Source organism: Pseudolabrys sp. FHR47, from assembly GCF_005153485.1.
GTDB lineage: Bacteria > Pseudomonadota > Alphaproteobacteria > Rhizobiales > Xanthobacteraceae > Pseudolabrys.
In genome coordinates, this window is sequence record NZ_CP039740.1 from 1,300,648 (window position 1) to 1,327,181 (window position 26,534).

Consider the following 26,534-nt stretch of genomic DNA (forward strand, 5'->3'; position numbering starts at 1 on the left):
TTCGAATGGAACTCATTCGGACGGACGCGAGCGCGCCGTCCCCCGATTGGCAGTAAACGCGGCATGCAGCTTTGCGTTCCGCGAGGCGGGGTAGGGGAAAGGTATGAGGTGCAAGAAGCCGCAGGCCGTGGCTGTTACGCAACACCGAGGCCCTGCGACATGGAAAGGGCCGGGCCCTTTACCAAGGACCCGGCCCCTCAATCATTAACCATACGGCGCCGATTACCGCGGCAGCGTAGTCGAGCCCATCAGGAACTTGTCGACGGCGTGGGCGCACTGGCGGCCTTCGCGGATTGCCCAGACGACCAGCGATTGACCCCGCCGCATGTCGCCGGCGGCGAACACCTTCGGAACCGACGTCAGATAGCCGAGCGTGTCGGCGCTGACATTGCCGCGCTGGTCGAGCGCAACGTCGAGCGACTTCAGCATGCCCTCGTGCACCGGATGGACGAAGCCCATGGCGAGCAGGACGAGGTCGGCCTCGATCTCGAACTCAGTGCCAGCGACCGGCTTGAACTGGGCGTCGAGATGGGCGCAATGCAGCTTCTTCACCTGACCGTTCTCGCCGGAGAACTTCAGCGTGCCGACGGCGAAGTCGCGCTTGGCGCCTTCGAGGTGGCTCGACGAGGTCCGCATCTTCAGCGGCCAGTTCGGCCAGGTCAGGTCCTTGTTTTCCTTCTCCGGCGGCGCCGGCATGATCTCGAAGTTGGTCACCGACACGGCGCCCTGGCGGATCGAGGTGCCGATGCAGTCGGAGCCGGTGTCGCCGCCGCCGATGACGACGACCTTCTTGCCGGTCGCCAGAATCGGTTCGATGTCGCCCAAAGGCTCGTTGCCGACGCGGCGGTTCTGCTGCGGCAGGAAATCCATGGCGAAGTGAATGCCCTTGAGCTCGCGGCCCGGGATCGGCAGGTCGCGCGGCTTTTCCGAACCGCCTGACAGCACCACGGCATCGTATTCGGCGGTCAGCTTCTCGATCGGCATCGAAACGCCGACATGGACGCCGTAATGGAACGTCACGCCTTCGGCCTGCATCTGCGCGACGCGGCGGTCGATGTGGACCTTCTCCATCTTGAAGTCCGGAATGCCGTAGCGCATGAGGCCGCCGGCCTTGGCCCAGCGTTCATAGACATGGACGTCGTGGCCGGCACGCGCCAATTGTTGCGCGCAGGCCATGCCTGCGGGCCCTGAGCCGACGACAGCGACCTTCTTGCCGGTCTTGTGCGCGGCGATCTCGGGCTTGAGGCCCTGTTCGATCGCGCGATCGGCAATGGCGCATTCGATGGTCTTGATGGTGACCGGATTGTCGTCGATGTTGAGCGTGCAGGACGCTTCGCACGGCGCCGGGCAGACACGGCCCGTCACTTCGGGGAAGTTGTTGGTCGAGTGCAGGTTGCGCGCTGCCTCGTCCCATTCGCCGCGATAGACCAGATCGTTCCAGTCCGGGATCTGGTTGTTGACCGGGCAGCCGGTCGGCTGGCCGGTAATGCGGCTGGTGCCGTGGCAGTAAGGCACGCCGCAGTCCATGCAGCGCGCGGCCTGCTGACGCACTTCGCCTTCGGGAAGCGGCACGATGAATTCACGATAGTGTTTGATACGCTCCTCGACCGGAGCGTAGTGACGATCGTGACGTTCGAACTCGAGAAATCCGGTGATCTTGCCCATCGTTACTCCGCCGCCTGCATGGTCGCGGCCTTTTCCTTTGCCATTTCAGCGAGCGCGCGGGCGAATTCGACCGGCATCACTTTCTTGAACAGGGGACGATAACGCGCCCAGTCAGCGAGGATGGCTTTCGCCCGCGCCGAGCCGGTGTAGCGCGCGTGATCCGAGATCAGCTTCTTGAGCCGCTCGGCATCGCGCGTGGTGAGGTCCGACATGATATCGACCATGCCGCTTGTCTCGAGCTGATGGCCGAATTCCTTTTCGGCGATCGCTTCCTCTTCGGGAACGGGCTCGAGCGCGACCATCGCCATGTTGCAGCGCGACTGGAACGTGTTGTCCTCGTCGAGCACATAGGCGATGCCGCCCGACATGCCGGCCGCGAAGTTGCGGCCGGTGTTGCCGAGCACGACCACAATGCCGCCGGTCATGTATTCGCAGCCATGGTCGCCGGTACCTTCGACGACGACGGTGGCGCCGGAGTTGCGCACGGCGAAGCGCTCGCCGGCGACGCCGCGGAAATAGCACTCGCCGGCAATGGCGCCGTACATCACGGTGTTGCCGACGATGATCGACTCTTCCGGCACGATGCCGGAATCCGCCGGCGGACGGATGATGATGCGGCCGCCCGACAGGCCCTTGCCGACATAGTCGTTGGCATCGCCCTCGAGTTCGAAGGTCACGCCCTTGGCGAGCCAGGCGCCGAAGGCCTGACCGGCGGTGCCGGTGAGGCGGACATGGATCGTCGAGTCCGGCAGGCCCTCATGGCCGTAGCGTTTGGCGACTTCGCCGGACAGCATGGCGCCGGCCGAACGGTTGGTCGAGTTGATCGCCGTCTGCAGCCGCACCGGCGCGCCGCGGTCGAGCGCGGCCTGCGCTTCGGCGATCAGCTTGCGGTCCAGCACGGCTTCGAGGTGATGGTCCTGCTTCTCGCAGTGATAGATCGGCGTCTTGGCGTCGGCCTTCGGCTTCATGAACAGCTTGGAGAAGTCGAGACCCTTGGCCTTCCAGTGCGCGACAAGGCGGCGCTGGTCGAGCATCTGCAACTGGCCAACCATCTCATCCATCTTGCGATAGCCGAGCTCGGCCATGATCTCGCGCACTTCCTCGGCGACGAAGAAGAAGTAGTTGATCACATGCTCGGGCTGGCCCTTGAAGCGGGCGCGTAGCACCGGGTCCTGCGTCGCGACGCCGACCGGACAGGTGTTCAGGTGACACTTGCGCATCATGATGCAGCCGGCCGCGATCAACGGCGCGGTGGCGAAGCCGAACTCGTCGGCGCCCAAGAGAGCGCCGATGACGACGTCACGGCCGGTACGCAGGCCGCCGTCGACCTGGACCGCGATGCGCGAGCGCAGGCGGTTGGCAACCAGGGTCTGATGGGTTTCGGCAAGGCCGATTTCCCACGGCGAGCCGGCATGCTTGAGCGAGGTGAGGGGGGAGGCACCGGTGCCGCCCTCATAGCCCGAGATGGTGACGTGATCGGCGCGCGCCTTCGACACGCCGGCGGCAACGGTGCCGACGCCGATTTCGGAAACGAGCTTCACCGACACGTCGCCCGTCGGGTTGACGTTCTTGAGGTCATAGATGAGCTGCGCCAGATCCTCGATCGAATAGATGTCGTGGTGCGGCGGCGGCGAAATCAGGCCGACGCCCGGCGTCGAGTGGCGCACCTTGGCGATCGTCTTGTCGACCTTGTGGCCGGGCAATTGGCCGCCTTCGCCGGGCTTGGCGCCCTGCGCCATCTTGATCTGCATCATGTCGGAGTTGACGAGATACTCCGTCGTGACGCCGAAACGGCCGGAGGCCACCTGCTTGATGGCCGAGCGCATGGAGTCGCCGTTCGGCATCGGCTTGAAGCGTTCGGCTTCCTCGCCGCCTTCGCCCGTGTTCGACTTGCCGCCGATCCGGTTCATCGCGATAGCGAGGGTGGTGTGCGCCTCGCGCGAGATCGAGCCGAACGACATGGCGCCGGTCGAGAAGCGCTTGACGATGTCCTTGGCCGGCTCGACCTCGTCGATCGGCACCGGCTTGCGGCCGTCCGACTCCGCCGACTTGATGGTGAACAGCCCGCGGATGGTGAGCAGACGCTCGCTCTGGTCGTTGATTGCCTTGGCGAAGGCGCGATAGCGCTCGACCGAGTTGCCGCGCACGGCGTGCTGCAGCTCCTTGACCGTTTCCGCGGTCCAGACGTGATCCTCGCCGCGCACGCGCACGGCATAATCGCCGCCGACGTCGAGCATGGTGCGGTAGATCGGTGCGTCGGAAAAGGCGGCGCGGTGGCGGCGCACGGTCTCTTCGGCGATCTCGGTGAGGCCGACGCCTTCGATCTGCGTGTGCGTACCGGTGAAGTACTTGTCGACGAATTCCTTCTTCAGGCCGATGGCATCGAAGATCTGCGCGCCGCAATAGGACTGGTAGGTCGAGATGCCCATCTTGGACATGACCTTGAGAAGGCCCTTGTCGATGGCCTTGATGTAGCGCTTGGTCAGTTCGTAGTCGTCGAGCTTGCCCGGCAACTGGTCCTTCATCGCCGACAGAGTCTCGAAGGCGAGATAGGGGTTGATCGCCTCGGCGCCGTAGCCGGCGAGACAGGCGAAGTGATGCACCTCACGCGGCTCGGCGGTTTCGAGCACGAGGCCGACCGAGGTGCGCAGGCCCTTGCGGATCAGGTGATGGTGCACGGCGGCGCAGGCGAGCAGCGCTGGAATCGGGATGCGCTCGGCAGAGGCCTTGCGGTCCGACAGGATGAGGATGTTGCAGCCGCCGTCGACTTCTTCCTCGGCGCGCACGCACAGCTCGTCGATCGCCCAGTCCATGCCCTCGGGGCCGTGGTCGGCCGGGTAGGTGATGTCGAAGGTGAGCGACTTGAAGTGGTCGCCGGTCATCTCCGAGATCGAACGGATCTTTTCCAGATCGCTGTTGGTCAGGATCGGCTGGCGAACCTCGAGGCGCTTGGTGTTCGACATGCCCTCGTGATCGAGGATGTTCGGCCGCGGCCCGATGATCGAGACGAGGCTCATCACCAGCTCTTCGCGGATCGGATCGATCGGCGGGTTCGTCACCTGCGCGAAGTTCTGCTTGAAATAGGTGAACAGCGGCTTCGGCTTGTCCGACATCGCCGAGATCGGCGTGTCGTTGCCCATTGAGCCGATGGCTTCCTCGCCGGTCGAGCCCATCGGTGACATCAGAAGCTTGATGTCTTCCTGGCTGTAGCCGAACATCTGCTGGCGATCGAGCAGCGACAGGTTCGACTTCGGCGCGCCGCCCGCGGCGTCCGGCAGTTCCTCGAGCACGATCTGCGTGCGGTCGAGCCATTCCTTGTACGGGTGGCTCTTGGCGAGCGTCGCCTTCAGCTCCTCGTCGGGAATGACGCGGCCTTCGGCGAGATCCACGAGCAGCATCTTGCCCGGCTGCAGGCGCCACTTCTTGACGATGTCCTTTTCCGGAATCGGCAGCACGCCCATTTCCGAGGCCATGATGATGCGGTCATCCGTGGTCAGGAAATAGCGCGCCGGACGCAGGCCGTTGCGGTCGAGCGTGGCGCCGATCTGGCGGCCATCGGTGAAGGCGAGCGCGGCCGGGCCGTCCCATGGCTCCATGAGGGCGGCGTTGTATTCGTAGAAAGCGCGGCGCTCCTCGTCCATGAGCGGGTTGCCCGCCCAGGCTTCCGGCACCAGCATCATCATGGCGTGAGCGAGCGAGTAGCCGCCCTGCACCAGGAATTCGAGCGCGTTGTCGAAGCAGGCGGTGTCCGACTGGCCTTCGTAGGAGATCGGCCACAGCCGCTTGATGTCCTTGCCGAACAGCGGCGAAGACACCGACGCTTGGCGCGCCGCCATCCAGTTGACGTTGCCGCGCAGTGTGTTGATCTCGCCGTTGTGCGCCAGATAGCGGTACGGATGCGCCAGCGACCAGGCCGGGAAGGTGTTGGTCGAGAAGCGCTGATGCACCAGCGCGATCGCCGACTCGAAATCCGGGTCGTGCAGGTCGGGATAGTAGCTGCCGAGCTGGTCGGCGAGGAACATGCCCTTGTACACGACGGTGCGGCACGAGATCGACACCGGGTAATAGCTCGAGGTGCGGCGCTCGCGGCGACGATAGATCGCGTTCGAGATCGACTTGCGCAGAATGTAGAGACGGCGCTCGAACTCGTCTTCGGTCAGCTTCTTCTGGCCGAGGCCGATGAACACCTGCATGTGCACGGGTTCGGTCGGCTTGACCGACTCGCCGAGCGAGGCGTTGTCCTTTGGCACGTTGCGCCAGCCGAGCAGCTTCAAGCCCTCGCGCTCGATCGCGTCGGCATAGATGTCGCGAATGATCTCCTGCCAGTTGGCCTCGTGCGGCATGAATAGCTGGCCGACGGCATACTGGCCGGGGGCGGGCAGTTCGAAGCCGAGCTTCGAAGCTTCCTTGGCAAAGAACTTGTGCGGGATCTGCACCAGGATGCCGGCGCCGTCGCCCATGCGCGGATCGGCACCGGTGGCGCCGCGGTGCTCGAGGTTGCACAGGATGCGCAGGCCGTCCTCGATGATCGCATGCGATTTCACGCCCTTGATGTTGGCGATGAAGCCGACGCCGCAGGCGTCCTTGTCGCGCGCGGGGTCGTAGAGGCCCATCGGCGCCGGCACGCCCGGATCGGCGGTCGAGCCCATGAAGGGTTCGGGAGACTCGCCGACGGACGCACGTTTGTCGCGCAGCGATGTCTCCACCGTGCTTCCGCCAAACTTCGTGCTCTTCGTTCCGTGGCTCATCGTCATCCTACCCCTGCCGGACGATTCCGGCGCACCTGTCTTGACCCCCGACCCTTGTCGTCAGGCCGCATCATGCAGCCTTGAGCGGGCCCGCTGGCAAGCGTAACCGATCTAAAGAAGGCGCACGCCCCTTGCCCGATTGCCGAGCGCGGCTGCTCCCGTTGGGCGCCCGCGATCCCCGCCCGCTTTCAATCAGCGGGTACCGCGGCGGCACCATTAGGACAGCAATACTGTCCTAATGGACCATGCCAAATTTTGCCCTGCCGCACAAGGGCGGTCCATGCTGGAATCGCTCGAACCTTGCGATTTGTTGCGGCCGTGCCTCTGAGCGAAGCAAGAACAGGACCACGACACCGCCCTTTCGCGCAATGCCATTGCGCCTCCGTTCATGACCGAGGGTCAGGAATCCGGCGATTAACCGTTTAATGGTGAAAACGGGAAACAGCGGCGCGTTTTGGGCGCCTCGATATGGTGTCTCCGGAAATCCGGAGACCTCGCATGTCCAAAGCCAATGCGCAGATGATGGCCGACCGCGCCGCGGGCGCCGCCGCCATGGAGCGTCTGGCGGACCGGCTGACGGCAATGGCGCCGGCTCCGCTCGATCTCTCCGCCAGCCATATCGTCCGGCAGTCCCCGGCGGTCGCCGCCGGGCTGTCCGCCAGCGCCGCGATTGCCCGCCGCGCCCATGAGCGCGCGCGCCGCTCGCAGCGTCCGCTGCTGGTCAATCTGGTAGAGAGTTTCGTTTCCGCCTGCGCCTCCCTGCCTTACGCCGCCGTGGCCTTTGTGCTGCGCCTGATGATGGCGCGGGTGTTCTTCCTCGACGGCCAGACCCGCATCGACGGCATTCGCCTGCCGGTGAATGTGGCCGAACTGACCAACTACTATCTGGTTGGCTGGAATTTCTCCGTGACAGTGCCGACCCAGGTGCGCCCCGAGACCTTCTCGGCCTTCGCCACTCAATATCCGCTGGTGCCGGTGCCCTCCGCCATTGCGGCCTATCTGGTCAGCTACGCCGAGTTCATTTTGCCGATCATGCTGGCGATTGGATTGGGTACGCGCTTTGCCGCGCTCGGCCTGCTGGTCATCACGGCGATGATCCTGGCTTTCGTCGCGCCCGATCCACTGGCGACGGCGCAAATCTACTGGGCGGCCATTCTGCTGGTGCTGGTCTCGCAAGGCCCCGGCGCGGCATCGCTCGATCGCCTGATCCGTCGTTTTGTGGGGCGTTGATTTGACAAAGGCGCTCACCAGCGTGCTGGCGGCGGCGGCTTTCGTGGCCGCAAGCGCGACGGCGTTGGCCGACACCTATTCGACGCTCAGCAATCCGCGCATCATTCATGTGCCGCAGCCGGGCGATGAATTGCATCGCACGCAGGCCAGCTTGCGCGCGCCTAATGAGGCCGATGACGACGAGATTGCGGTGCCGCAGCGTCTGCGGCGTGTCGACAGGCCCGCCGCGCCGCGCGCAAAGCCGCAAGCGAAAAAGACCGAATCTCGCGAGCGCCGCCGGCCGTTCACCGCGTCGCTGCCCGAGCCGCCGCCTCCGCCCGAGCCGGAGCCGACCGGACCGAAACGCGCGTTGTTAAGCGCGCCCCCGCCGCCGCCGATATCTTCCATTCACGACGGCCCGACGCCGCTGAAACCAACGCCCCGGTTCGGTCAACCACTGCCGGAGGCGCCGCCGCTTACGACCTTCACGCCGCCGCCACGGTCGGCGCCGGCCTCTAAGCCTGTCGCTGCCGTAGCGCCGGCAGCGGAGCCCGCGCTCGTCCTTCCATTGGCGGTCGATGATAGCGACGATCATTTGCCGCCGCCCGGTGATCCGAAGCTCGCGCCGCCGGAGCCGAAGGACTGATACGAAAAAGGGCTGAGCCCTTTGCAGGACCCAGCCCCAAATTCCGTCATCCGATTGAGCTGTCCGGCTTATACGGCCGGTTCAGACATGCGGCGACGTTTCTTTATGTTTGACGCCGCTTAGAAGCGGTAGTTGATGCCGCCGCGAACGATGTTGGACTTGAAGTCGGTCGACGAGCCGGACGGCGCGTTGGCGCTCTCCAGATCGACGTAGAGATATTCGACCTTGGCCGTCCACGGGCCGGCGATCGCAGCTTCCACGCCGCCACCGAGCGTCCAGCCTGCCTTGGTCGACGTCGCCGAACCGAGGCCGGTCGCCGAAGTCTTGACGTCACCGACGGCGAGACCACCGGTCACGTAAGGCAGGAAGCGATCGAAGGCATAGCCGATGCGGCCGCGCGCGGTGCCGAGCCAATTGTTCTTGGCTTCGCAGGTCACGCCGACGGCGCAGGTGGCCGAGCCCTTGAGGTTGGTCCAGTCGATGTCGCCTTCCAGACCGTAGACGAACTGACCCATCTGGTAGTTGAAGCCGAGGGTGCCGCCGACGAGGCCGCCCTTGGTGTCGAAATCGCCGCCGGTCGAGAGCGGGCCCGAGACCGAGGCATTGCCCCAGCCGCCGCCGCCGTTGATGCCGGCGTAGAAGCCCGACCAGTTGTAGATCGGGGCGACATAGACCGGCGCCTTGGTCGGCATCGCCGAGCGGCGCGCCATGTCGGCGGCATTGGCTGCGCCCATCGACATCGCGACAGCGGCAGCAGCAAGTACGAAACGCTTCATCTCTAACTCTCCGTCATGTAGCCCCAAAACCTGGCGGGACAGTATTCGTTTTCAGAAAAGCGTCTAGTGCAAATAAGCAACACAGTTCAGGAAGTTATCGTGGAACAAAAGACATCGGCAGAACAATGAAATGACGTGATTTTGCCGCAATCTGGACGGACCGGTGCCGCTTTCTTTGTGAATGAATACTTAAAATCGTAGATTAATACGTTTTTTACAATGGGTGATGGGACCGAATACATGCCAGGCACATAAAAGCCCCGGACCAGCGTGGTCCGGGGCTTTGCTCGTGCGGCCCATAGCAGGCCGCAGGGGGGCATCGGTTAGAAACGGTAGTTCACGCCGACGCGGATCATGTTGGTCTCCAGGCCGTTATTGGTGCCCGTGATCGAGTAGGCGCGGTTGGAGAGGTCGGCATAGAGATATTCGATCTTCGCCGACCACTGTTGGGCCAGGCCGAATTCCACGCCGGTGCCGAGCGTCCAGCCGATGTGGGTCTTGGTTTCCGACAGCGCGCCGCTTTCACCCTTGAGGCCGCCATAGGCAAGACCGCCCGTCACGTAAACCAGGATGTTGTTCCAGGCCATGCCGGCGCGGCCGCGCAGGGTACCGAACCACGGGTTCGAGAACTTGTACGGCGCGAAGGTATCGTCGGCGCCCGAAATCTGCAGGTCGGTTTCGCCGCCGAACACGAACTGGCCGTTCTGCCAATTGTAGCCACCGGTCACGCCGCCGAGGATGCCGCTCGGCTTGGTGTTGGTGCCGGGAACGTCACCCCACTGATAGCCGACGATGGCGCCGGCATACCAGCCCGCCCAGTTGTAGTAGGAACCCGGCGCGGGCTGTGAGTAGTAATTGTTGCGCGGCAGATCGGCGGCGGAAGCGGCAGTCGCCGCGGCTGCGGCCGCCAGCATGGTCATCGCCAGGATTTGCTTTTTCATTTTACTCTCCACCTACTCACGCACTCCGCAATGCGCGGAAACGCTTCTTTGTCGTTGGCGTTTGGTTGCCAAACTTGGACAATATTTCGTGGACGAGTTATCGCGCTTTGTCAGTTAAGCGGTTATTACCCGCTAACCCTGACACCCCGTTATCCCTAAAGAACGGTTGCGCAATATGCTTTCCGCGGCGTTTACCATGTCGCTTGCGGATTTTCCGAAATCGAGTTCTGTTGAGCGGCGATGGATTCAAAGGCAGAGCAACCACCGGCGGCCCTGATCACCGGCGCGGCGCGGCGCATTGGCGCCGCCATTGCGCGAGCCTTATCGCGTGCCGGCTACAATGTCGTGCTGCACGCCAATCATTCGCGCGTCGACGCCGAAGCCCTCGCACATGATATCGAGCGCGATGGCGGCCGTGCCGCCGTCGTGATCGGAGACCTCGCCGATGCGGAGGCGTTACGCCGCATCATACCGGCGGCATCGGTGCATGCGCCGCTCAGCCTGCTTGTGAATAATGCCAGCCTGTTCGATGAAGACGACGCCTGGACAATGACCCGCGACGGCTTCGAGCGCACCATGGCCGTCAATCTCACCGCTCCGTTGTTCCTGGCGCAGGCCTTCGCCGCGCAGGCGCCTCGCGTCGCGGCATCTTCGATCGTCAATATCGTCGATCAGCGGGTGCTGCGGCCGACTCCGAAGTTCTTTTCGTATGCGCTGAGCAAGGCCTCGCTCCACGCGGCGACGACGACGCTGGCGCAAGCTTTTGCACCGCTGCGCGTCAATGCGGTGGCGCCCGGGCCGACGCTGCCGAGCCCGCGGCAGAACGGCGACCAGTTCGCCGAACAGGCGGCTTTGGTGCCGCTGGGGAAGGGGCCTGCGCCGGAGGATATTGCCGCGGCGGTCGCCTACCTTGCCGGCGCGCAGAGTGTGACCGGCATGACGATTGCCGTGGATGGCGGCCAGCATCTGTCGTGGCGCACGCCCGATGCGGACATTACAGAGTAGGGCAGTGGCCAACGCCGCCGCGTGGCTTATATTCGCCCCATGAACGGCGGCAGAAAGGACATCGATCCGGATAGCGAGCTGCGCGAAGACGACGACGCGCCGACGCTTCCCGAACTCGATCTCACAGAACCCGAAGCGGAAGCCGGCACGCTCGCTCACGGCCGTGCGGCGATCGCGCGCGCCGTCAAGCACGCACCGGCGGGACCGGGCGTCTATCGCATGATCGACGCCAAGGGCGACGTCCTTTATGTCGGCAAAGCCAAGAGCATCAGGAAGCGCGTCGCCAACTACACACGCCCGGTTGCCTATGACGCACGCATCGCGCGGATGATATCGGCGACGGTGTCGATGGAGTTCGTCTCCACCGCGACCGAGACCGAGGCGCTGCTGCTCGAGGCCAATCTGATCAAACGCCTGCGGCCGCGCTTCAACGTGCTGCTGCGTGACGACAAATCATTCCCGTATATCCTGATCACGTCGGATCACTGGGCCCCGCAGATCCTCAAGCATCGTGGCGCGCGCACGCGGCCGGGCCGCTATTACGGACCCTTCGCCAATGCTGGCGCGGTGAACCGCACCATCAACGCGCTGCAGCGCGCCTTCCTCTTGCGAAACTGCTCGGACTCGTTCTTCGAGTCGCGGTCGCGGCCGTGTCTGCTGTATCAGATCAAGCGCTGCTCCGGGCCGTGTACGCAGGAGATCGATTTCGCCGGCTATCAGGAGCTGGTGCGCGAGGCCAACGCCTTTCTCGACGGCAAGAGCCGCAATGTGCAGAAGCAACTCGCGGCGGAGATGGATCAGGCCTCGCAGGCGCTCGATTTCGAGCGCGCCGCGATCTACCGCGATCGTCTCGCCGCTTTATCGGCGATCACGACGACGCAAGGCATCAATCCGCGCACCATCGAGGAAGCCGACGTCTTCGCCGTGCATCAGGAAGGCGGCTACACTTGCGTCGAGGTGTTCTTCTTCCGCACCGGGCAGAACTGGGGCAATCGCGCTTATTTCCCGAAGGCGGATCGTGCGCTGGGACCGGGCGAGGTGCTCAGCGCCTTCCTCGCGCAGTTCTACGACGACAAGCCGCCGCCGCGCCTCGTCATCGCCTCCGACGATTTCGAAGAGCGCGAACTGCTCGCTGAGGCGCTGTCGGCCAAGAGCGAGCGCAAGGTCGAGGTCGCGGTGCCGCAGCGCGGCGAGCGCAAGGAACTGGTCATGCATGCGCTGGCCAATGCACGCGAGGCGCTCGGGCGCAAACTCGCCGAGACGGCATCGCAGCAGCGGCTGTTCAATGCGCTTGCGGAAGCCTTCGGTTTGCCGAAGCCGCCGCGGCGTATTGAGGTCTACGACAACAGCCACATCGCCGGCACCAATGCCGTCGGCGGCATGATCGTCGCGGGGCCGGAAGGCTTCCGCAAGAACCAGTATCGGAAGTTCAACATCAAGTCGGCGGACATCACGCCCGGCGACGACTTCGGCATGATGCGCGAGGTGTTGCAGCGGCGCTTCAAGCGGCTGCTGGAGGAAGCGCCGCGCGCGTCCATCGATGTGACGGCGGCCGCCGCGATGGCGGGTGCGGCGCCGATGGACGTCAGCGAGGAGCCCGCCGATTCACCCTGGCCCGACCTGTTGCTGATCGACGGCGGGCAGGGGCAGTTGAACGCGGCGCAAGAAACGCTCGCCGAGATGGGCGTCACCGATGTGCCGCTGGTCTCCATTGCCAAGGGCCGCGACCGCGAGGCCGGACGCGAGACCTTCTTCATGCCGGGGAAGAATCCGTTCAAGCTGCCGCCACGCGATCCGGTGCTGTATTTCGTCGAACGCCTGCGCGATGAGGCCCATCGTTTTGCCATCGGGTCGCACCGCACGCGGCGCAAGAAAGATATCCGCGAGGCCGGTCTGCAGGAGATCGAGGGGATCGGGCCCACCCGCAAGAGCGCGCTGCTGCGCCACTTCGGCACCTTGAAAGCGATCGGGCGCGCCAGCATCGCCGATCTCCAGCACGTGCCGGGAATCAATGCGGAGATGGCGCGAAAGATATATGAGTTCTTCCATGACAAGGCGCCGTCGCAATAGCGCCTGACAAAAAAGAGCGGGCAGGAAACGAGCAACGATGATTATCAAGAGCCAAGCCGACGTCACGCCCGCCGTTCTCGAGGCCTACAGCAAGATCGACGATCCGCGCTTGCGCGAGATTATCGCGGCGCTGGTCAAGCACCTGCACGCCTTCGCGCGCGAGGTGCACCTGACCGAAGAGGAGTTTCACAAGGGCGCGGCGATCGTCGCCAAACTCGGGCAACTGACCAACGCCTCGCACAACGAAGTCGTGCTGATGGCCGGCTCGCTCGGCTTCTCGGCGCTGGTGTGTCTCCTGAACAACGGCAACAACGGCCAGACCGAAACGACGGCCAATCTGCTCGGCCCGTTCTGGCGGCTGAATTCGCCGCGTACCGAAAGCGGCGGGTCGATCGTGCGCTCGCCGACGCCGGGGCCGGTGCTGTTCGTCAACTGCACGGTGAAGGACACGCAGGGCAATCCCGTCGCTGGCGCCGAGGTCGACGTCTGGCATTCCTCGCCGGAAGGCTTCTACGAGCAGCAGGACGAGAACCAGGCCGACATGAACCTGCGCGGCAAGTTCACGACCGACGCGCAGGGCCGCTTTTCGTTCCGCAGCGTCAAGCCAGCCGGCTATCCGATCCCGATCACCGGCCCGGTCGGCGACCTGTTGCGCCATGCTGGCCGCCACAATTACCGGCCGGCGCATCTGCACTTCCTGATTTTCAAGGAAGGCTTCAAGACCCACATTTCGCAAATCTACGTCCAGGACGACGACAAACTCGAAACCGACGTGCAGTTCGGTGTCACCCGCGCGCTGATCGGCAATTTTGTGGTGCATGGCGGGCCGGCGCCAGCGGCGGACGTGACCGGCGAATGGTTCTCGCTCGATCAGACGTTCGTCGTCGAGCCGGGCGTCGCAAAATTGCCAAAAGCGCCGATCGAATAGGGCGTTGATCGTATAACGGCCGGCGATCCGGTATTCCTATCGATCGGCGGCGCGCAGGCGGTTGACCTGCGCCCGAGCGCCGTGTTCCTTGTGCTCGCATGAATCCCGGACGCATCCCCCGTCTGCCGGCGCATCCGCTGGCGCTGCCGAACATCCTGACCTATGCCCGCATCGCCGCGGTGCCGGTCGTGGTCGGCCTGCTGTTCTGGCAAAGCATCTTCGCCGGGGAATTGTGGCTGCGCTGGGTGGCGCTCGCCGTCTTTATTGCGGCGGCGGTGACTGACTTCTTCGATGGCTATCTGGCGAGGGCCTGGGGCCAGCAATCCTCGCTCGGGCGCATGCTCGATCCGATCGCCGACAAGCTCCTGGTGGCGGCCTGTCTCCTCATTCTGGCGGCGGGAACCACAATCCGCGGCTGGGCGCTGCTCGCCGCCGTCATTATATTGTGCCGCGAAGTGCTGGTGTCCGGCCTGCGCGAATATCTAGCGGAACTTCGCGTTGGCGTGCCGGTGACAACTTTGGCCAAGTGGAAGACGCTCGGCCAACTCGTCGCCATCGGCTTCCTGATTGCGGGCGAGGCGGGCGAGAAGGTGCTGCCCTATACGATTGAAATCGGCATCACGCTATTGTGGCTCGCCGCGCTGCTCACTTTGTACACCGGCTGGGACTATCTGCGCGCTGGGCTGCGCCATATGATTGACGAATGAGGCGCATCATCCCGAAAAGTGGGAACCGGTTTTCGGATAAGATGATGCGCATGGAAAATGATTAAGCTCCGTTATTTCGCCTGGGTGCGCGAGCGCATCGGCAAACCCGAGGAAGATGTCGAGATTCCCGCGGGTGTCACCACCATCGCGGAGCTGATGACATGGCTCTCGGGCCGCGGCGAGGAATACGCCTATGCCTTCGAGAATTCTAAGGTAATCCGCGCCGCCATCGACCGCAGCCACGTGAAGCCGCAGGCCGAAATTGCCGGTGCCCGCGAGATCGCCTTCTTCCCACCGATGACGGGGGGGTAAGCCCGTTTCTTTACCCTCCCCCTTGTGGGGAGGGTCGAACCGCGAAGCGGTTCGGGGTGGGGGTAGAAGCCATCGCCCGGACCCCCACCCCCAACCCCTCCCCACAAGGGGGAGGGGAGATCAGCCGAGTGTGACGGCGCCAGTAATCCGTATTACATTTGAACAATGATTACAGTGCGCGTCCAAAGCGAACCCTTCGACGTCTCGGCCGAGGCGGCGGCGCTGTCGCGCGGCCGTACCGATGTCGGCGCGGTGGTGACCTTCACCGGCATCTGCCGCGGTGACGAGAACGGCGAGCCGATCGCCGCGCTTACCCTCGAGCACTACCCTGGCATGGCGGAGACCGAGATCGAGAGCCACGTCACCGAGGCGACGCAGCGCTGGCCGCTCACTGGCGTGGTGGTGATCCATCGCTTCGGCCGCATCGTGCCGGGCGAGGACATCATGATGGTGGCGACGGCGTCGTCGCATCGTGCCGCGGCCTTCGAGGCCGCCGAATTCCTGATGGATTATCTCAAGACCCGCGCGCCGTTCTGGAAGCAGGTCGAGAAGGCGAGCGGTCCCACCTGGGTCGAAGCCAAGGCCGATGACGACAATGCGGCGGCGCGCTGGATCAAACCGCATCAGGCGGCGGAATAGCCGGAGAGCGACATGATCAACATCCTGGTGGCGGCGTTCGCGGTGGTGACAGTCGCGGCGGGACCGGTGACGGCCGCGCAGGTGTCCTACTACGATGTCGCCAAAGGCTCGCATCCGCACGATGTCGCGCCGGCGCCGGACGGCACCGTCTGGTACACCGCGCAGCATCAGGGCGCGCTCGGCATTCTCGATCCGAAGTCCGGCAGGGTGACGCAGGTGCAGCTCGGCGCCGACTCTGCGCCGCATGGCGTCATCGTTGGGCCCGATCGCGCCGCCTGGATCACCGATAGCGGCCAGAACGCCATCGTGCGCTACGATGCCGAGACCAAGGCGGTGAAGCTCTTTCCGCTGCCGAAGAATTTTCCCAACGCCAACCTCAACACCGCGACCTTCGATCGCAAGGGCATCCTCTGGTTCACCGGACAGAACGGCGTGCATGGCCGCGTCGATCCGGCGACCGGCAAGGTCGAGGCGTGGAAGTCGCCGAAGGGCGTCGGGCCTTATGGCATTACGACGACGCCGAACGGCGATGTGTGGTATGCGTCGCTTGCCGGCGATCACATCGCCAAGATCGACACCGTGTCGGGCGACGCGCTGATGATCCAGCCGCCGCGGCCGGGCGTCGGGCCGCGGCGTATCTGGTCGGACTCCAAGGGCGTGCTGTGGGTCAGCTTCTGGCGCACGGGCGAAGTCGGCCGTTACGATCCGATGGCGAGGATATGGCGCGTGTGGCAACTGCCCGATGCCGATAACGGGACCTATGCGGTGTTCGTCGACGATAAGGACAAGGTCTGGCTGTCCGACTGGAATTCGAATGCCATCGTGCGCTTTGATCCGGCGACGGAGAAGTTCGAGCGCTTTGTCAGCAACCGCCGCCGTGCCGACGTGCGGCAGATGCTCGGCCGGCCCGGTGAGATGTGGGGTGCCGAGTCCGGCACCGATCGTCTCGTCGTGGTACGCGACTAGCGAGCGGGCGATGAGCGGCGCGATCACCCGGCGCAATTTTTTGGCCACCATGGCCGGCGGCGTGGCGGTGCTGGCCAGTGGCCCGGCCTGGGCCGGCAGGGCGCAACCGGCGCGTCAACGCATCGCGTCTTTGATCGGCGAAGCCGCTACGGTGCTGACGGTGGCACAGCGTATCGATGTCATCTCCAAGGCGCTCATCGGTTCGCCCTATCGCGGCCATACGCTCATCGGCAGCCCACGTCGCGCCGAGCGCTTTGTCTTGCGCGATGACGTCTTCGATTGCGTGACATTCTGCGAGACGGTGCTGGCGGCGGCCCTGGCGCGAGAGCCCGCGCAGTTCGAGACGCAACTTCGCCTCATCCGCTACAAGGACGGCGAGATCGATTGGCGCGCGCGCAATCATTACTTCTCCGACTGGTGCGCAAATAATGTCGCCAATCACGTCTGCAGGAAGCTGCTGCTGCCGGGCAGCGAAACCATCGACAAGCGCCTGACCTTTATGCGCGGCCTGGGTCCGCGTCAGGTATCGATGACGGTGCTGTCGCGCGATGCGCTCATCGACAATCGCGCGCTGCTGGCGACCGGCGATATCATCGGTTTCTTGTCGCAGCGGCCGGGCCTTGATTATTTCCACACCGGCTTCGTGGTGGTGACCGGCGAAGGTCGCTTGATGTTACGCCATGCCGCGAAAAGCCGTGGCCGCGTCCTGGATCAGCCGTTGCCACGTTTCCTCGCCGACAACCATGCGCAGGCCGTGACACTTCTGCGCGTCAAGGAACCGGCAACCATGGCCTCGGTTACCTGAAAGATGCCGTATGGCCGATGGCCCATTGGCCGGCCTCTCCGGGCCATTTTCCCAATCCCGCCACGAAGATCGTTTCTTGAAACCATATGACGCTGCACATTGAAGATTACGCATTGATCGGCGACCTCGGCAGCGCCGCGCTGGTTGGCCGCAACGGCTCGATCGACTGGCTGTGCTGGCCGCGTTTCGATTCGGACGCCTGCTTTGCCGCGTTGCTCGGCACGCCGGAGAATGGCCGCTGGCTGATCGGGCCGAACGACCCCAATGCGGGGATCACGCGGCGTTACCGACCGAACACGTTGATCCTGGAGACCCGGTTCGAAACCGATACCGGCGTCGCCGTGCTGACCGACTTCATGCCGCCGCGTCACACCCATTCGCATCTCATGCGCATGATCACCTGCGAATACGGCCAGGTCGATCTGCACGGCGAGCTGATCCTGCGTTTCGGTTACGGCCAGACGGTGCCGTGGCTCACCCGTGTCGACCGCCACACCGCGCGCGCCATTGCCGGTCCGGACATGGTGGTGTTGCGCTCGTCGGTGCCGTTCCATGGCGAGGACTTCAAGACCGTCGGCGATTTCACCATCAAGGAAGGCGAGTGCTTCACCTTCAGCCTGACCTACGCGCCATCGCACGACGAACTGCCGCATGCGCTCGATGTTTCGGCGAGCCTCGACAGCACCGAGCGCTACTGGCACGAGTGGGTCTCGCGCAATCAGATTGACGGGCCTTACGACGATGCCGTGGTGCGTTCGCTGATCACGCTCAAGGCGCTCACTTACGCGCCGACCGGGGGTATGGTCGCGGCGCCGACGACGTCGCTGCCGGAATGGGTCGGAGGCGTGCGCAACTGGGACTATCGCTTCTGCTGGCTGCGTGACGCGACGCTGACGTTGCTCGCGCTGATGAATGCCGGCTATTACGATGAGGCGCGGGCCTGGCGCGACTGGCTGTTGCGCGCGGCGGCCGGCAGCCCCGGGCAAATCCAGATCATGTATGGCATCCAGGGTGAGCGGCGTCTCACCGAATGGACGGTGCCGTGGCTCGGCGGTTACGAGAAATCGCAACCGGTGCGTATCGGCAATGCCGCTTATAGCCAGTTGCAGCTCGATATCTTCGGCGAGGTGATGGACGCATTGCATCAGGCCCGCGTCGGCGGCCTCGGCCATCAGGAGGCCGGTTGGGATCTCGAGCGCGCCTTGCTCGTGCATCTGGAAAAAATCTGGACGTTGCCGGACGAAGGAATCTGGGAGGTGCGCGGCGAGCGCCAGCACTTCACCTATTCGAAGGTGATGGCCTGGGTCGCGTTCGACCGCGCCATCAAGAGCGCCGAGCTGCACAATCTTCCCGGGCCGCTCGAGCGCTGGCGTTCATTGCGCGACCGCATCCATCAGGATGTCTGCACCAATGGCTACGACGCCGAGCTCAATAGTTTCACGCAGTATTACGGCTCGCGCGAACTCGATGCCAGCCTGCTGCTCCTGCCGGAGGTTGGCTTTCTGCCGCCGGACGATCCGCGTATCCGCGGCACCGTTGAGGCGATCGAGCGCACATTGATGCGCGACGGCCTAGTGTTGCGTTACGACAGCACCAAGACCGACGACGGCCTGCCGCCGGGTGAAGGCGTGTTCCTGGCCTGCAGCTTCTGGCTGGTTGACGACTATTTGATGCTCGGCCGCGTCGGAGATGCCGAGAAGCTGTTCGAACGCCTGCTGGCGCTGCGCAACGATCTCGGTCTGCTCGCCGAGCAATACGAGCCGCGCTCGCGGCGCCAGGTCGGCAATTTCCCGCAAGCCTTCTCGCATCTGGCGCTGGTTAACACCGCGAGCAATCTGTCGCACTACCGCAAGCCGGCCGAGCAGCGCTCCGAATGGACCGCCGGCGTCAAGGCTGCGGAATAGACGAGGGGCCCTGCGCCGGGAGCTATTGACCTGCGGTCGCTTGCTGCGGACAGTGCGCGCCCATAACCAATAAAATGACCAGGGAGGCCTCGCGTGCTGCTCGACGTTCGAACCTACAAGATCAAGGCGGGGTGCATGGCGGCGCATCTCGAACTTTACGGCAAGCTCGGCTACCCGGTGCAGGTGAAATACCTGGGCGAGCCGCTGTGTTTTGCTCAGGCCGAAACCGGCGAACTCAACAGCATCGTTCACGTCTGGGTCTATGACAGTGCCGCCGACCGGGAGCAGAAGCGCGGCCGCATGATGCAGGATCCGGACTGGAAGGCCTATCTCGGCGAGAGCGCCAAAGCCGGCTACGTGCTCGAACAGAAGAACAGCCTGATGACGCCGGTTTCCTTCGCGCCGCCGATCGCCAAGCGCAACGTTTAACTGCGTGCCGTTTGCGTGAGGCCGACGAACAGGACGCACGGCGCCGCCGACCGGCGCGCATGTGCTGCCGGAATGATCTCATGACCGATTGTCATCGCGTGCGATGCGAGGGGCCTCGCAAGCGGGCCAGCGATCGTTTATAGAATAGCGCGTTTTTTTTGCGACGGCGGACCGCCCGCCTGCGACCATACCGGAGCCTTTCACGATGCGTTCGAACGACGGCACTCGCACCGGTGGCGAAATTCTCATCGACCAGTTGGTCGCCCAGGGCGTTCGCCACGCTTTCTGTGTGCCGGGCGAAAGCTATCTTGCCGCGCTCGACGCACTGCACGATGCGCCGATCTCGCTGACCATCTGCCGCCACGAAGGCGCGGCCGCGATGATGGCCGAGGCGGTCGGCAAGGCCACCGGCAAACCCGGCATCTGTTTCGTCACGCGTGGACCCGGCGCAACCAACGGTTCCGCAGGAGTTCACATCGCGCGTCAGGACTCGGCGCCGATGATCATGTTCGTTGGCCAGGTTGGCCGCGACATGCGCGAGCGCGAAGCCTTCCAGGAACTCGACTATCGCCAGGTGTTCGGCGGCATCGCCAAATGGGCGACCGAGATCGACGATCCGGCGCGCATTCCGGAGATCGTGTCGCGCGCTTTCTTCACCGCTTGCAATGGCCGTCCCGGTCCGGTGGTGGTCGCGCTGCCGGAAGACATGCTGACTGAGCGCTGCGTGGTGCCGAATGCCTCCGCTGTCGAGCCGGTCGAGACCTGGCCCGGCCTCAACGACATGAGCCGGCTGCAGAAGATGCTGTGGGCGGCGAAAAAGCCGATCGCCATCATCGGCGGCTCGCGCTGGTCGGAAGCGGCGAGCGCGGCGATAATGCGCTTTGCCGAACGCTTCGCGCTGCCGGTGGCGACCACGTTCCGCTACCAGCATTTGTTCGATTCATCGCATTCCTGTTACGCGGGCGACTTCGGCATCGGGCCGAACCCGAAGCTGCTGGCGCGCATCAAGGGCGCCGACCTTGTGCTGCTGATCGGCGATCGCATGAGCGAGATGTCGTCGCAAAGCTATACGGCTTTCAACATTCCCGAACCGCAGACGAAGCTGGTGCACGTGCATCCGGGCGCGGAAGAGCTTGGCCGCGTCTATCACCCGGCGCTGGCGATCAACGCCGCGCCGACCGCGTTCTGCGCCGCGCTTGAGGGCCTGCAGCCGCCGAATGACATCGCCTGGAAGGGCGAGGCCGACACCGCCCATGCCGATTTCCTGGCCTGGACGGAGAAGCCGTCGGCGCAGCCGGGGCCGATCAATCTCGGCGAGATCATGGTTTGGCTGCGCGACAATCTCGGTCCCGAGGCGATCATCACCAATGGCGCCGGCAACTTCGCCACCTGGATCAACCGCTATTACCGCTTCCGCCGCTACAACACCCTGATCGCACCGACCTCCGGCTCGATGGGTTACGGCCTGCCGGCGGCGCTGGCGATGAAGACGTTGTACCCGGACCGGACGGTTGTCTGCGTCGCCGGCGACGGCGACTTCATGATGACGGGCAACGACTTCGCCACGGCCGTGCAGTACTCGCGTCCCATTATCGTCGTGCTGTGGGATAACGGCACATACGGCACCATCCGTATGCACCAGGAGCGCGAGTATCCGGGCCGCGTCGTGGGCACCGACCTCAAGAATCCGGACTTCGCCGCCTATGCCAAAGCCTTCGGCGGCTTCGGCATCCGCATCGAGAAGACGGCGGATTTCCCGGCGGCCTTCGCCGCGGCGCAGAAGTCCGGCCTGCCGTCGATCATTCATCTCAAGGTCGATGCCGAGCCGCTGACGCCGGGCATGTCGATGAGCGCCATCCGCGAAAAGGCGTTGTCGGGGAGGTAGTTTGGGGCGGACTTTAGCGTCGGAATCCGCTAACCTGACATCATGACGAAGCTGTTCCAGGACGTGATCGACCGCGCCCGGCAGTGGCCGGACGATCGCCAGGATGAGGCGGCCCGCTTGCTTCTCGATTTCGAGGAGCAGCGAACGGCCTCGACCCGACTGAGCCCTGAGCAAGTGGCTGAGGTCGAACGCATCCAAAAGGAAATCCGCGCCGGGACCGCGGCTTTCGCGACCGACGATCAGATGGCGGCGTTCTGGAAGAAGTGCGGCCTTTGAGGCTGCGTTTCACCGCGCGTGCCCTCGATCAGCTCGAAGCTATCCGGACTTATTTGGCCGAACGTAATCCGGCGGCAGCGCGACGCGTCATGGCCGAAATCCACGGCGCTGCGGGCCGGCTGCTTCGGTACCCCTTCATGGCGAGACCGGGTCGAGTGTTGGCAACACGAGAATGGGTGATCCGGGGAACGCCATATATCCTCGTCTATGAGGTCGACGAAGTAGCGGCAGAAATTGTCGTCATGGCGGTCTTTCACGGGGCACAGGACCGAAATGAGGAACGCGGCACGTAAGAGCCGGCAGCATCTTGCGTACTTGGAGTGAATCGCTATTCACTCATTGAATGCCGTATCGCCGGACCGACACTGTCATCCGCCGTCTCGCCGATCGCGAGAAAGCCATTCTCGAGGCCGCCATCGCATTGGCCGGGGAGGGCGGCATGGCCGCGGTGCAGGTTGCGGCTGTCGCCAAACGGGCCGGCATCGCCGCCGGCACCGTCTATCGTTATTTCCCGACCAAGAACGATCTGGTTGCCGAGTTGATCGCAGCGGTGGCCGGGCGTGAGCTCGAGGCCATGCAGACGGCGGCCGACGCGGCACCGGGCCCGCTGTCGGCGCTGGCTTCCGGCATCGCCCGTTTCGCGGCGCGGGCGCTGGCCGAACGCAAGCTCGCCTGGGCTGTGATCGGCGAGGCTGTCGATGCCGAGGTCGACGTCATGCGCATCGACTTTCGCCAGTCGCTCGCCGGCGAACTGGAGCGGCGCATCAATATCGCCATCGGCCTGCGCTTCCTGCCGGAGCAGGACGCGCGCCTGGGGGCGCTGGCGATCGTCGGTGCGCTGATGGAAGGGCTGCTTAGTCCGCTCGCGCCGGATTACCCGGACGCCGCGGCCACGCGCGAAGCGGTGCAGACCGTGACCTTGTTCTCGCTGCGCGCCCTCGGTGTCATCGACGCCCGAGCCCGCGGCATGGTGGCGCAGGTGGTGCTGACCTGATTTGGTCGGTCAAGCGACGGCTTCGGCCGGCACTTCGGCCAGTGGCAGCTCGACATGGTAGGTGCCCGGGTCGTCCGGGTCGTGACGGCTATGAAAGCCGAGTTCGCCGCACATCTGCAGCATCGTCGTGTTTTCCGCGAGCACCTGGCCGCGCACCGCTTTCAGCCCATGCTCCTTCGCATAGGCGATCATGTGCTTCATCATCAGCCAGCCGAGCCCGCGGCCTTTGAGGTGCGAGCGCAAGAGGATGGCGAACTCGCCGTTTTCGTGTTTCTCGTCGTCGTGCAGGCGGACGACGCCGAGTAGTTTGCCGTCGGCATCGAGCGCGACGAAGGCCATCGCGTTGTTCGGGTCGTAATGGACCAGCTTGTCGATCATCTCCGGCGATAATTCCCGGATCGCCGAGAAGAACCGCAGACGCAGATCGAAGCTCGTCACCTTGGAGAGAAAGTCGGGATAGAGCGCGGCGTCCTCCGGCCGAAGCGGACGGAGGATCACCATTTCGCCATTGAGCAATTTGACGTGACGGCTGAGCATGTCGCCTCCGCATGTTCCCGTTTCAACGCGGGAACAAAGCCGACGTTCAAATTGACGCTTAATGCGACATCAGGACCGGAACCGTCATGCTCTCGAGGATGCCGCGCGTGGCACCGCCGAGGATGAACTCGCGCAGGCGCGAATGGCCGTAGCCGCCCATCACGATCATGTCGGCGCTGGAATCCGCCGCATAGGACAGGATGGTCGAGGCGACGTCGATGTCCGGCGAGGTGATGCGCTTGACGTCGACCTTGAGGCCGTGACGGGCCAGATGCTGGCCAAGATCGGCACCGGCGATCTCGTCGCCCTTGGCCGACTTGCTGGCGATCATGACGATCTCGACCTGCTTGGCCTTCTTGAGCAACGGCATGCTGTCGGCAATGGCGCGGGTGGCCGCGCGGCCGCCATCCCAGCACACCATGACGCGATCGAGCTTTACCCCGCCTTTCTGGATGAACGGCACGAACACCACCGGACGTCCGGATTCGAACAGCGCGGTCTCGTCCACGACTTCATCCTGGATGCCCTGATCGGGATCGGCCTGCCCGACCACGACGAGGTCGAAGCGGCGCCCGATGCGGGCGAACTGATCCGCGGCAGCCGCAACGCTCGCGGAGATGATGCGCGATTCAGCCGACAGACCGGCGCGCTTGGCCGCGGCTTCGAAGCGGGCGATGGCATCCTTGGCCTTCTTGTCGGCCTCGGTGCGCTGCGTTTCGATGAATTCCGGCGGAATGCCGCCCATCACCGCGCCCGGGATGACCGGCTCGTAGGCAAAGGCGACGCCCGCGACATGGGCTTCCAAAGCCTCGCCGAGCGCAACGGCGTAATCGCCGGCGGGGTCCTTCGCGCCCAGCCCGAGATTGACGACGATATCCTTGATCATAGTGCAGCCTCCCTTGGGGCGTTGGGTGCCCGGTATTCTTATAGTGGCTTTTTGCGTGCGGCGACCTTGACCGAGGTCAAATGCGCCGCGCGCGTGATCAATATCGCTTGCGGCTCGGCGCCCGATGCCGCCCGGCTACTTCTTCTTGCCGCTGGCGTCGAATTGCTTGAGATAGGCCCAGAGGTTTTTGGCCTCGGTTTCGTTCTTGATGCCCGGGAAGATCATCTTGGTGCCTTTGATCTTGGCGCGCGGGTCCTTGATGTAGTCGAGGAACTCCGCCTCAGTCCAGGAAATGCCCGAGTTCTTATTGGCGTCCGTGTAGGAATATCCCGGAATGCTGCCGGAGTGACGACCTTCGAGGCCATTGAGAATGGGGCCGACCTTGTTCTTGGCGTCTTCGCCGACGGCGTGACACGGCAGGCACTTCTTGAACGAGTTTTCGCCGGCCGCCAGATCCTGGGCTTCGGCATTGTGCGCCGCCACACCCAACAGCGCGGCTGCGCAGAGCGCACTCCGGAACAAGGTCTTCATCATCTTTTTCCTTTCGTCGTGCCGGGGCACCGGCGCCCCAATTCAATTATATTCGAACTTTGGAATGCTTTCCAGAAGGCGGCGGTGTCAACCTGTTCGGTTGGCTGATATCGTCGCGGAAACTGGTGGCTGGGATATAACGCGGTCCGGGAGAATTGTTGATGTCGGTCAAAATGCCCGATGCGGATCAGGTGATCCTCAGTCGCCGTGCCGAAATCGTCAAGGCGCTGCGCACCATCGTGCCGGGCGAAGGCGTGATCGACCGCGAACGGGAGATGAAACCGTTCGAATCGGACGGGCTGACGGCTTACCGCCAAATGCCGATGGTGGTCGTGCTGCCGGAAACCACGCAGCAGGTCGCCGAGGTCCTCAAATACTGCCACGCTGAGGGCATCAAGGTGGTGCCACGCGGCGCCGGGACCTCCCTGTCCGGCGGCGCGCTGCCGCTGGCCGACGGCGTGCTGCTCGGCATGGCCAAGTTCAACAAGATACGCGAGATCGACTTCGACAATCGCATCGCCGTGGTCGAGCCCGGCGTCACCAATCTGGCAGTCACGAACGCGGTCTCCCATGCCGGCTTCTATTACGCGCCCGATCCGTCGTCGCAGATCGCCTGCACGATCGGCGGCAATGTCGCGGAAAACTCGGGCGGTGTGCATTGCCTTAAATACGGCATGACCACCAACAATGTGCTCGGCTGCGAGATCGTGCTGATGACCGGCGAGGTGCTGCGGCTCGGCGGCAAGCATCTTGACTCGGAAGGTTACGATCTGCTCGGCCTCGTCGTCGGCTCCGAAGGCTTGCTCGGCGTCGTCACCGAAGTGACGGTGCGCATTCTCAAGAAGCCGGAGACTGCGCGGGCGGTGCTGATCGGCTTTCCGACGTCGGAACAGGGTGGCGCCTGCGTCTCCAAGATCATCGCCGCCGGCATCATTCCCGGCGGCATGGAGATGATGGACAGGCCAGCGATCCATGCGGTCGAGGAGTTCGTCCATGCCGGCTATCCGCTCGATGTCGAGGCTTTGCTCATCGTGGAACTCGACGGGCCGTCGCGCGAGGTCGATCATCTGATCGAGCGCGTCGAGTCCATCGCCCGAGACTGCGGCGCCGTATCGTGCCAGGCATCGACGTCGGAACAACAGCGGCTCTTGTTCTGGGCCGGGCGCAAGGCGGCGTTCCCGGCGGCGGGCCGCATCTCGCCTGACTATTACTGCATGGACGGCACCATCCCGCGCGCCAAGCTGCCATTGGTGCTGGCGCGCATGAAGGAACTGTCGGAGAAGTATCAACTCGGGGTCGCCAACGTGTTCCACGCCGGCGACGGCAACCTGCACCCGCTGATCCTCTATGATTCAAACAAGCCCGGCGAACTCGACCGTGCCGAGGAATTCGGCGCCGATATCCTGCGGCTCTGCGTCGAGGTCGGCGGCGTGCTGACTGGTGAACACGGCGTCGGCATCGAGAAGCGCGACCTGATGCCGGCGATGTTCTCCGAAATCGACCTCAACGCGCAGCAGCGCGTCAAATGCGCCTTCGACGCCAAGGGTCTGCTCAATCCCGGCAAGGTTTTCCCGCAACTGCACCGCTGTGCCGAACTCGGCCGTATGCATATATCGGGCGGGCAGATGCCGTTCCCGGATTTGCCGCGATTCTGATAGCGGTCATGTTCCTCATC

The 26,534-nt window shown here is 64.2% G+C and carries 24 protein-coding genes; 17 read left to right on the forward strand and 7 right to left on the reverse strand.

The genetic code is table 11. From position 1 onward, the window contains the following. Window positions 1-222: 222 nt before the first annotated feature. Both E8Q40_RS06490 and gltB read right to left on the reverse strand, forming a co-directional pair. Window positions 223-1,665, reverse strand: coding sequence for a glutamate synthase subunit beta (locus E8Q40_RS06490; protein WP_137043609.1), 1,443 nt, complete (start codon window positions 1,663-1,665; stop codon window positions 223-225). Between the two features lie 2 nt (window positions 1,666-1,667). Next, complete coding sequence (gltB, locus tag E8Q40_RS06495; RefSeq protein ID WP_137046618.1) at window positions 1,668-6,314, reverse strand: glutamate synthase large subunit; 4,647 nt, start codon at window positions 6,312-6,314, stop codon at window positions 1,668-1,670. A 597-nt stretch (window positions 6,315-6,911) separates the two neighbouring features. On the opposite strand from gltB, the gene E8Q40_RS06500 reads away from it, so the two are divergent. Together E8Q40_RS06500 and E8Q40_RS06505 are read left to right on the forward strand one after the other, a co-directional pair. Further along, a complete protein-coding gene (locus E8Q40_RS06500; RefSeq protein WP_168197752.1) occupies window positions 6,912-7,643 on the forward strand; it encodes a DoxX family protein in 732 nt (243 codons plus the stop codon). Window position 7,644: 1 nt separating this feature from the next. Next, window positions 7,645-8,268 (forward strand): hypothetical protein, encoded by a 624-nt coding sequence (locus E8Q40_RS06505; RefSeq protein ID WP_137043611.1) that lies wholly within the window; start codon window positions 7,645-7,647, stop codon window positions 8,266-8,268. 119 nt (window positions 8,269-8,387) lie between these two features. Here the strand turns inward: E8Q40_RS06505 and E8Q40_RS06510 are convergent, their stop codons facing one another. Then, complete coding sequence (locus tag E8Q40_RS06510; protein WP_137043612.1) at window positions 8,388-9,044, reverse strand: outer membrane protein; 657 nt, start codon at window positions 9,042-9,044, stop codon at window positions 8,388-8,390. Window positions 9,045-9,367: 323 nt separating this feature from the next. Next, on the reverse strand, window positions 9,368-9,985 hold the full coding sequence (locus E8Q40_RS06515) for an outer membrane protein (RefSeq protein WP_137043613.1): 618 nt from the start codon (window positions 9,983-9,985) through the stop codon (window positions 9,368-9,370). A gap of 240 nt (window positions 9,986-10,225) precedes the next feature. Here E8Q40_RS06515 and E8Q40_RS06520 point away from each other — a divergent pair, with 240 nt between their 5' ends. The 14 genes from E8Q40_RS06520 (at window position 10,226) to E8Q40_RS06585 (ending at window position 22,905) form a co-directional block, all read left to right on the forward strand. Next, the gene (locus tag E8Q40_RS06520; RefSeq protein ID WP_137043614.1) at window positions 10,226-10,990 is read left to right on the forward strand and encodes an SDR family oxidoreductase; all 765 of its coding nucleotides are present in this window, start codon (window positions 10,226-10,228) and stop codon (window positions 10,988-10,990) included. Between the two features lie 39 nt (window positions 10,991-11,029). After that, on the forward strand, window positions 11,030-13,060 hold the full coding sequence (uvrC, locus tag E8Q40_RS06525; protein WP_137043615.1) for an excinuclease ABC subunit UvrC: 2,031 nt from the start codon (window positions 11,030-11,032) through the stop codon (window positions 13,058-13,060). Window positions 13,061-13,097: 37 nt separating this feature from the next. Next, window positions 13,098-13,988, forward strand: a complete 891-nt coding sequence (locus tag E8Q40_RS06530; RefSeq protein WP_137043616.1) for a dioxygenase — start codon at window positions 13,098-13,100, stop codon at window positions 13,986-13,988. Between the two features lie 98 nt (window positions 13,989-14,086). Continuing rightward, window positions 14,087-14,695 (forward strand): CDP-diacylglycerol--glycerol-3-phosphate 3-phosphatidyltransferase, encoded by a 609-nt coding sequence (gene pgsA, locus E8Q40_RS06535; protein WP_137043617.1) that lies wholly within the window; start codon window positions 14,087-14,089, stop codon window positions 14,693-14,695. Between the two features lie 60 nt (window positions 14,696-14,755). Further along, window positions 14,756-15,007, forward strand: coding sequence for a molybdopterin converting factor subunit 1 (moaD, locus tag E8Q40_RS06540; RefSeq protein ID WP_137046619.1), 252 nt, complete (start codon window positions 14,756-14,758; stop codon window positions 15,005-15,007). Between the two features lie 165 nt (window positions 15,008-15,172). Further along, the gene (locus E8Q40_RS06545) at window positions 15,173-15,646 is read left to right on the forward strand and encodes a molybdenum cofactor biosynthesis protein MoaE (RefSeq protein WP_168197753.1); all 474 of its coding nucleotides are present in this window, start codon (window positions 15,173-15,175) and stop codon (window positions 15,644-15,646) included. 12 nt (window positions 15,647-15,658) lie between these two features. Next, window positions 15,659-16,612, forward strand: coding sequence for a lyase (locus E8Q40_RS06550; RefSeq protein WP_168197754.1), 954 nt, complete (start codon window positions 15,659-15,661; stop codon window positions 16,610-16,612). A gap of 10 nt (window positions 16,613-16,622) precedes the next feature. Beyond that, window positions 16,623-17,417, forward strand: coding sequence for an N-acetylmuramoyl-L-alanine amidase-like domain-containing protein (locus E8Q40_RS06555; protein WP_137043618.1), 795 nt, complete (start codon window positions 16,623-16,625; stop codon window positions 17,415-17,417). An 86-nt stretch (window positions 17,418-17,503) separates the two neighbouring features. Beyond that, complete coding sequence (locus tag E8Q40_RS06560; RefSeq protein WP_137043619.1) at window positions 17,504-19,321, forward strand: glycoside hydrolase family 15 protein; 1,818 nt, start codon at window positions 17,504-17,506, stop codon at window positions 19,319-19,321. 93 nt (window positions 19,322-19,414) lie between these two features. Continuing rightward, window positions 19,415-19,750, forward strand: a complete 336-nt coding sequence (locus tag E8Q40_RS06565; RefSeq protein WP_137043620.1) for an NIPSNAP family protein — start codon at window positions 19,415-19,417, stop codon at window positions 19,748-19,750. A 205-nt stretch (window positions 19,751-19,955) separates the two neighbouring features. Next, window positions 19,956-21,635, forward strand: coding sequence for a thiamine pyrophosphate-binding protein (locus tag E8Q40_RS06570; RefSeq protein WP_137043621.1), 1,680 nt, complete (start codon window positions 19,956-19,958; stop codon window positions 21,633-21,635). Window positions 21,636-21,677: 42 nt separating this feature from the next. Next, entirely contained in the window at window positions 21,678-21,911 is a 234-nt protein-coding gene (locus E8Q40_RS06575) for a hypothetical protein (protein WP_137043622.1), read from the forward strand. After that, the gene (locus E8Q40_RS06580) at window positions 21,908-22,204 is read left to right on the forward strand and encodes a type II toxin-antitoxin system RelE/ParE family toxin (RefSeq protein ID WP_137043623.1); all 297 of its coding nucleotides are present in this window, start codon (window positions 21,908-21,910) and stop codon (window positions 22,202-22,204) included. The genes E8Q40_RS06575 and E8Q40_RS06580 overlap by 4 nt, the downstream gene beginning before the upstream one ends. A gap of 50 nt (window positions 22,205-22,254) precedes the next feature. Next, a complete protein-coding gene (locus E8Q40_RS06585; RefSeq protein WP_137043624.1) occupies window positions 22,255-22,905 on the forward strand; it encodes a TetR/AcrR family transcriptional regulator in 651 nt (216 codons plus the stop codon). Window positions 22,906-22,914: 9 nt separating this feature from the next. Here the strand turns inward: E8Q40_RS06585 and E8Q40_RS06590 are convergent, their stop codons facing one another. From E8Q40_RS06590 to E8Q40_RS06600, 3 genes are all read right to left on the reverse strand, one after another. Continuing rightward, window positions 22,915-23,442 (reverse strand): GNAT family N-acetyltransferase, encoded by a 528-nt coding sequence (locus E8Q40_RS06590; RefSeq protein ID WP_137043625.1) that lies wholly within the window; start codon window positions 23,440-23,442, stop codon window positions 22,915-22,917. 58 nt (window positions 23,443-23,500) lie between these two features. Then, window positions 23,501-24,328: a universal stress protein gene (locus E8Q40_RS06595; RefSeq protein ID WP_137043626.1), complete on the reverse strand. Its 828-nt coding sequence runs from the start codon at window positions 24,326-24,328 to the stop codon at window positions 23,501-23,503. Between the two features lie 135 nt (window positions 24,329-24,463). Beyond that, window positions 24,464-24,859, reverse strand: coding sequence for a cytochrome c family protein (locus E8Q40_RS06600; protein WP_168197942.1), 396 nt, complete (start codon window positions 24,857-24,859; stop codon window positions 24,464-24,466). A 161-nt stretch (window positions 24,860-25,020) separates the two neighbouring features. Between E8Q40_RS06600 and E8Q40_RS06605 the strand changes: the two genes are divergently transcribed. After that, a complete protein-coding gene (locus tag E8Q40_RS06605) occupies window positions 25,021-26,514 on the forward strand; it encodes an FAD-linked oxidase C-terminal domain-containing protein (RefSeq protein WP_137043628.1) in 1,494 nt (497 codons plus the stop codon). The last annotated feature ends 20 nt before the right edge of the window (window positions 26,515-26,534 follow it).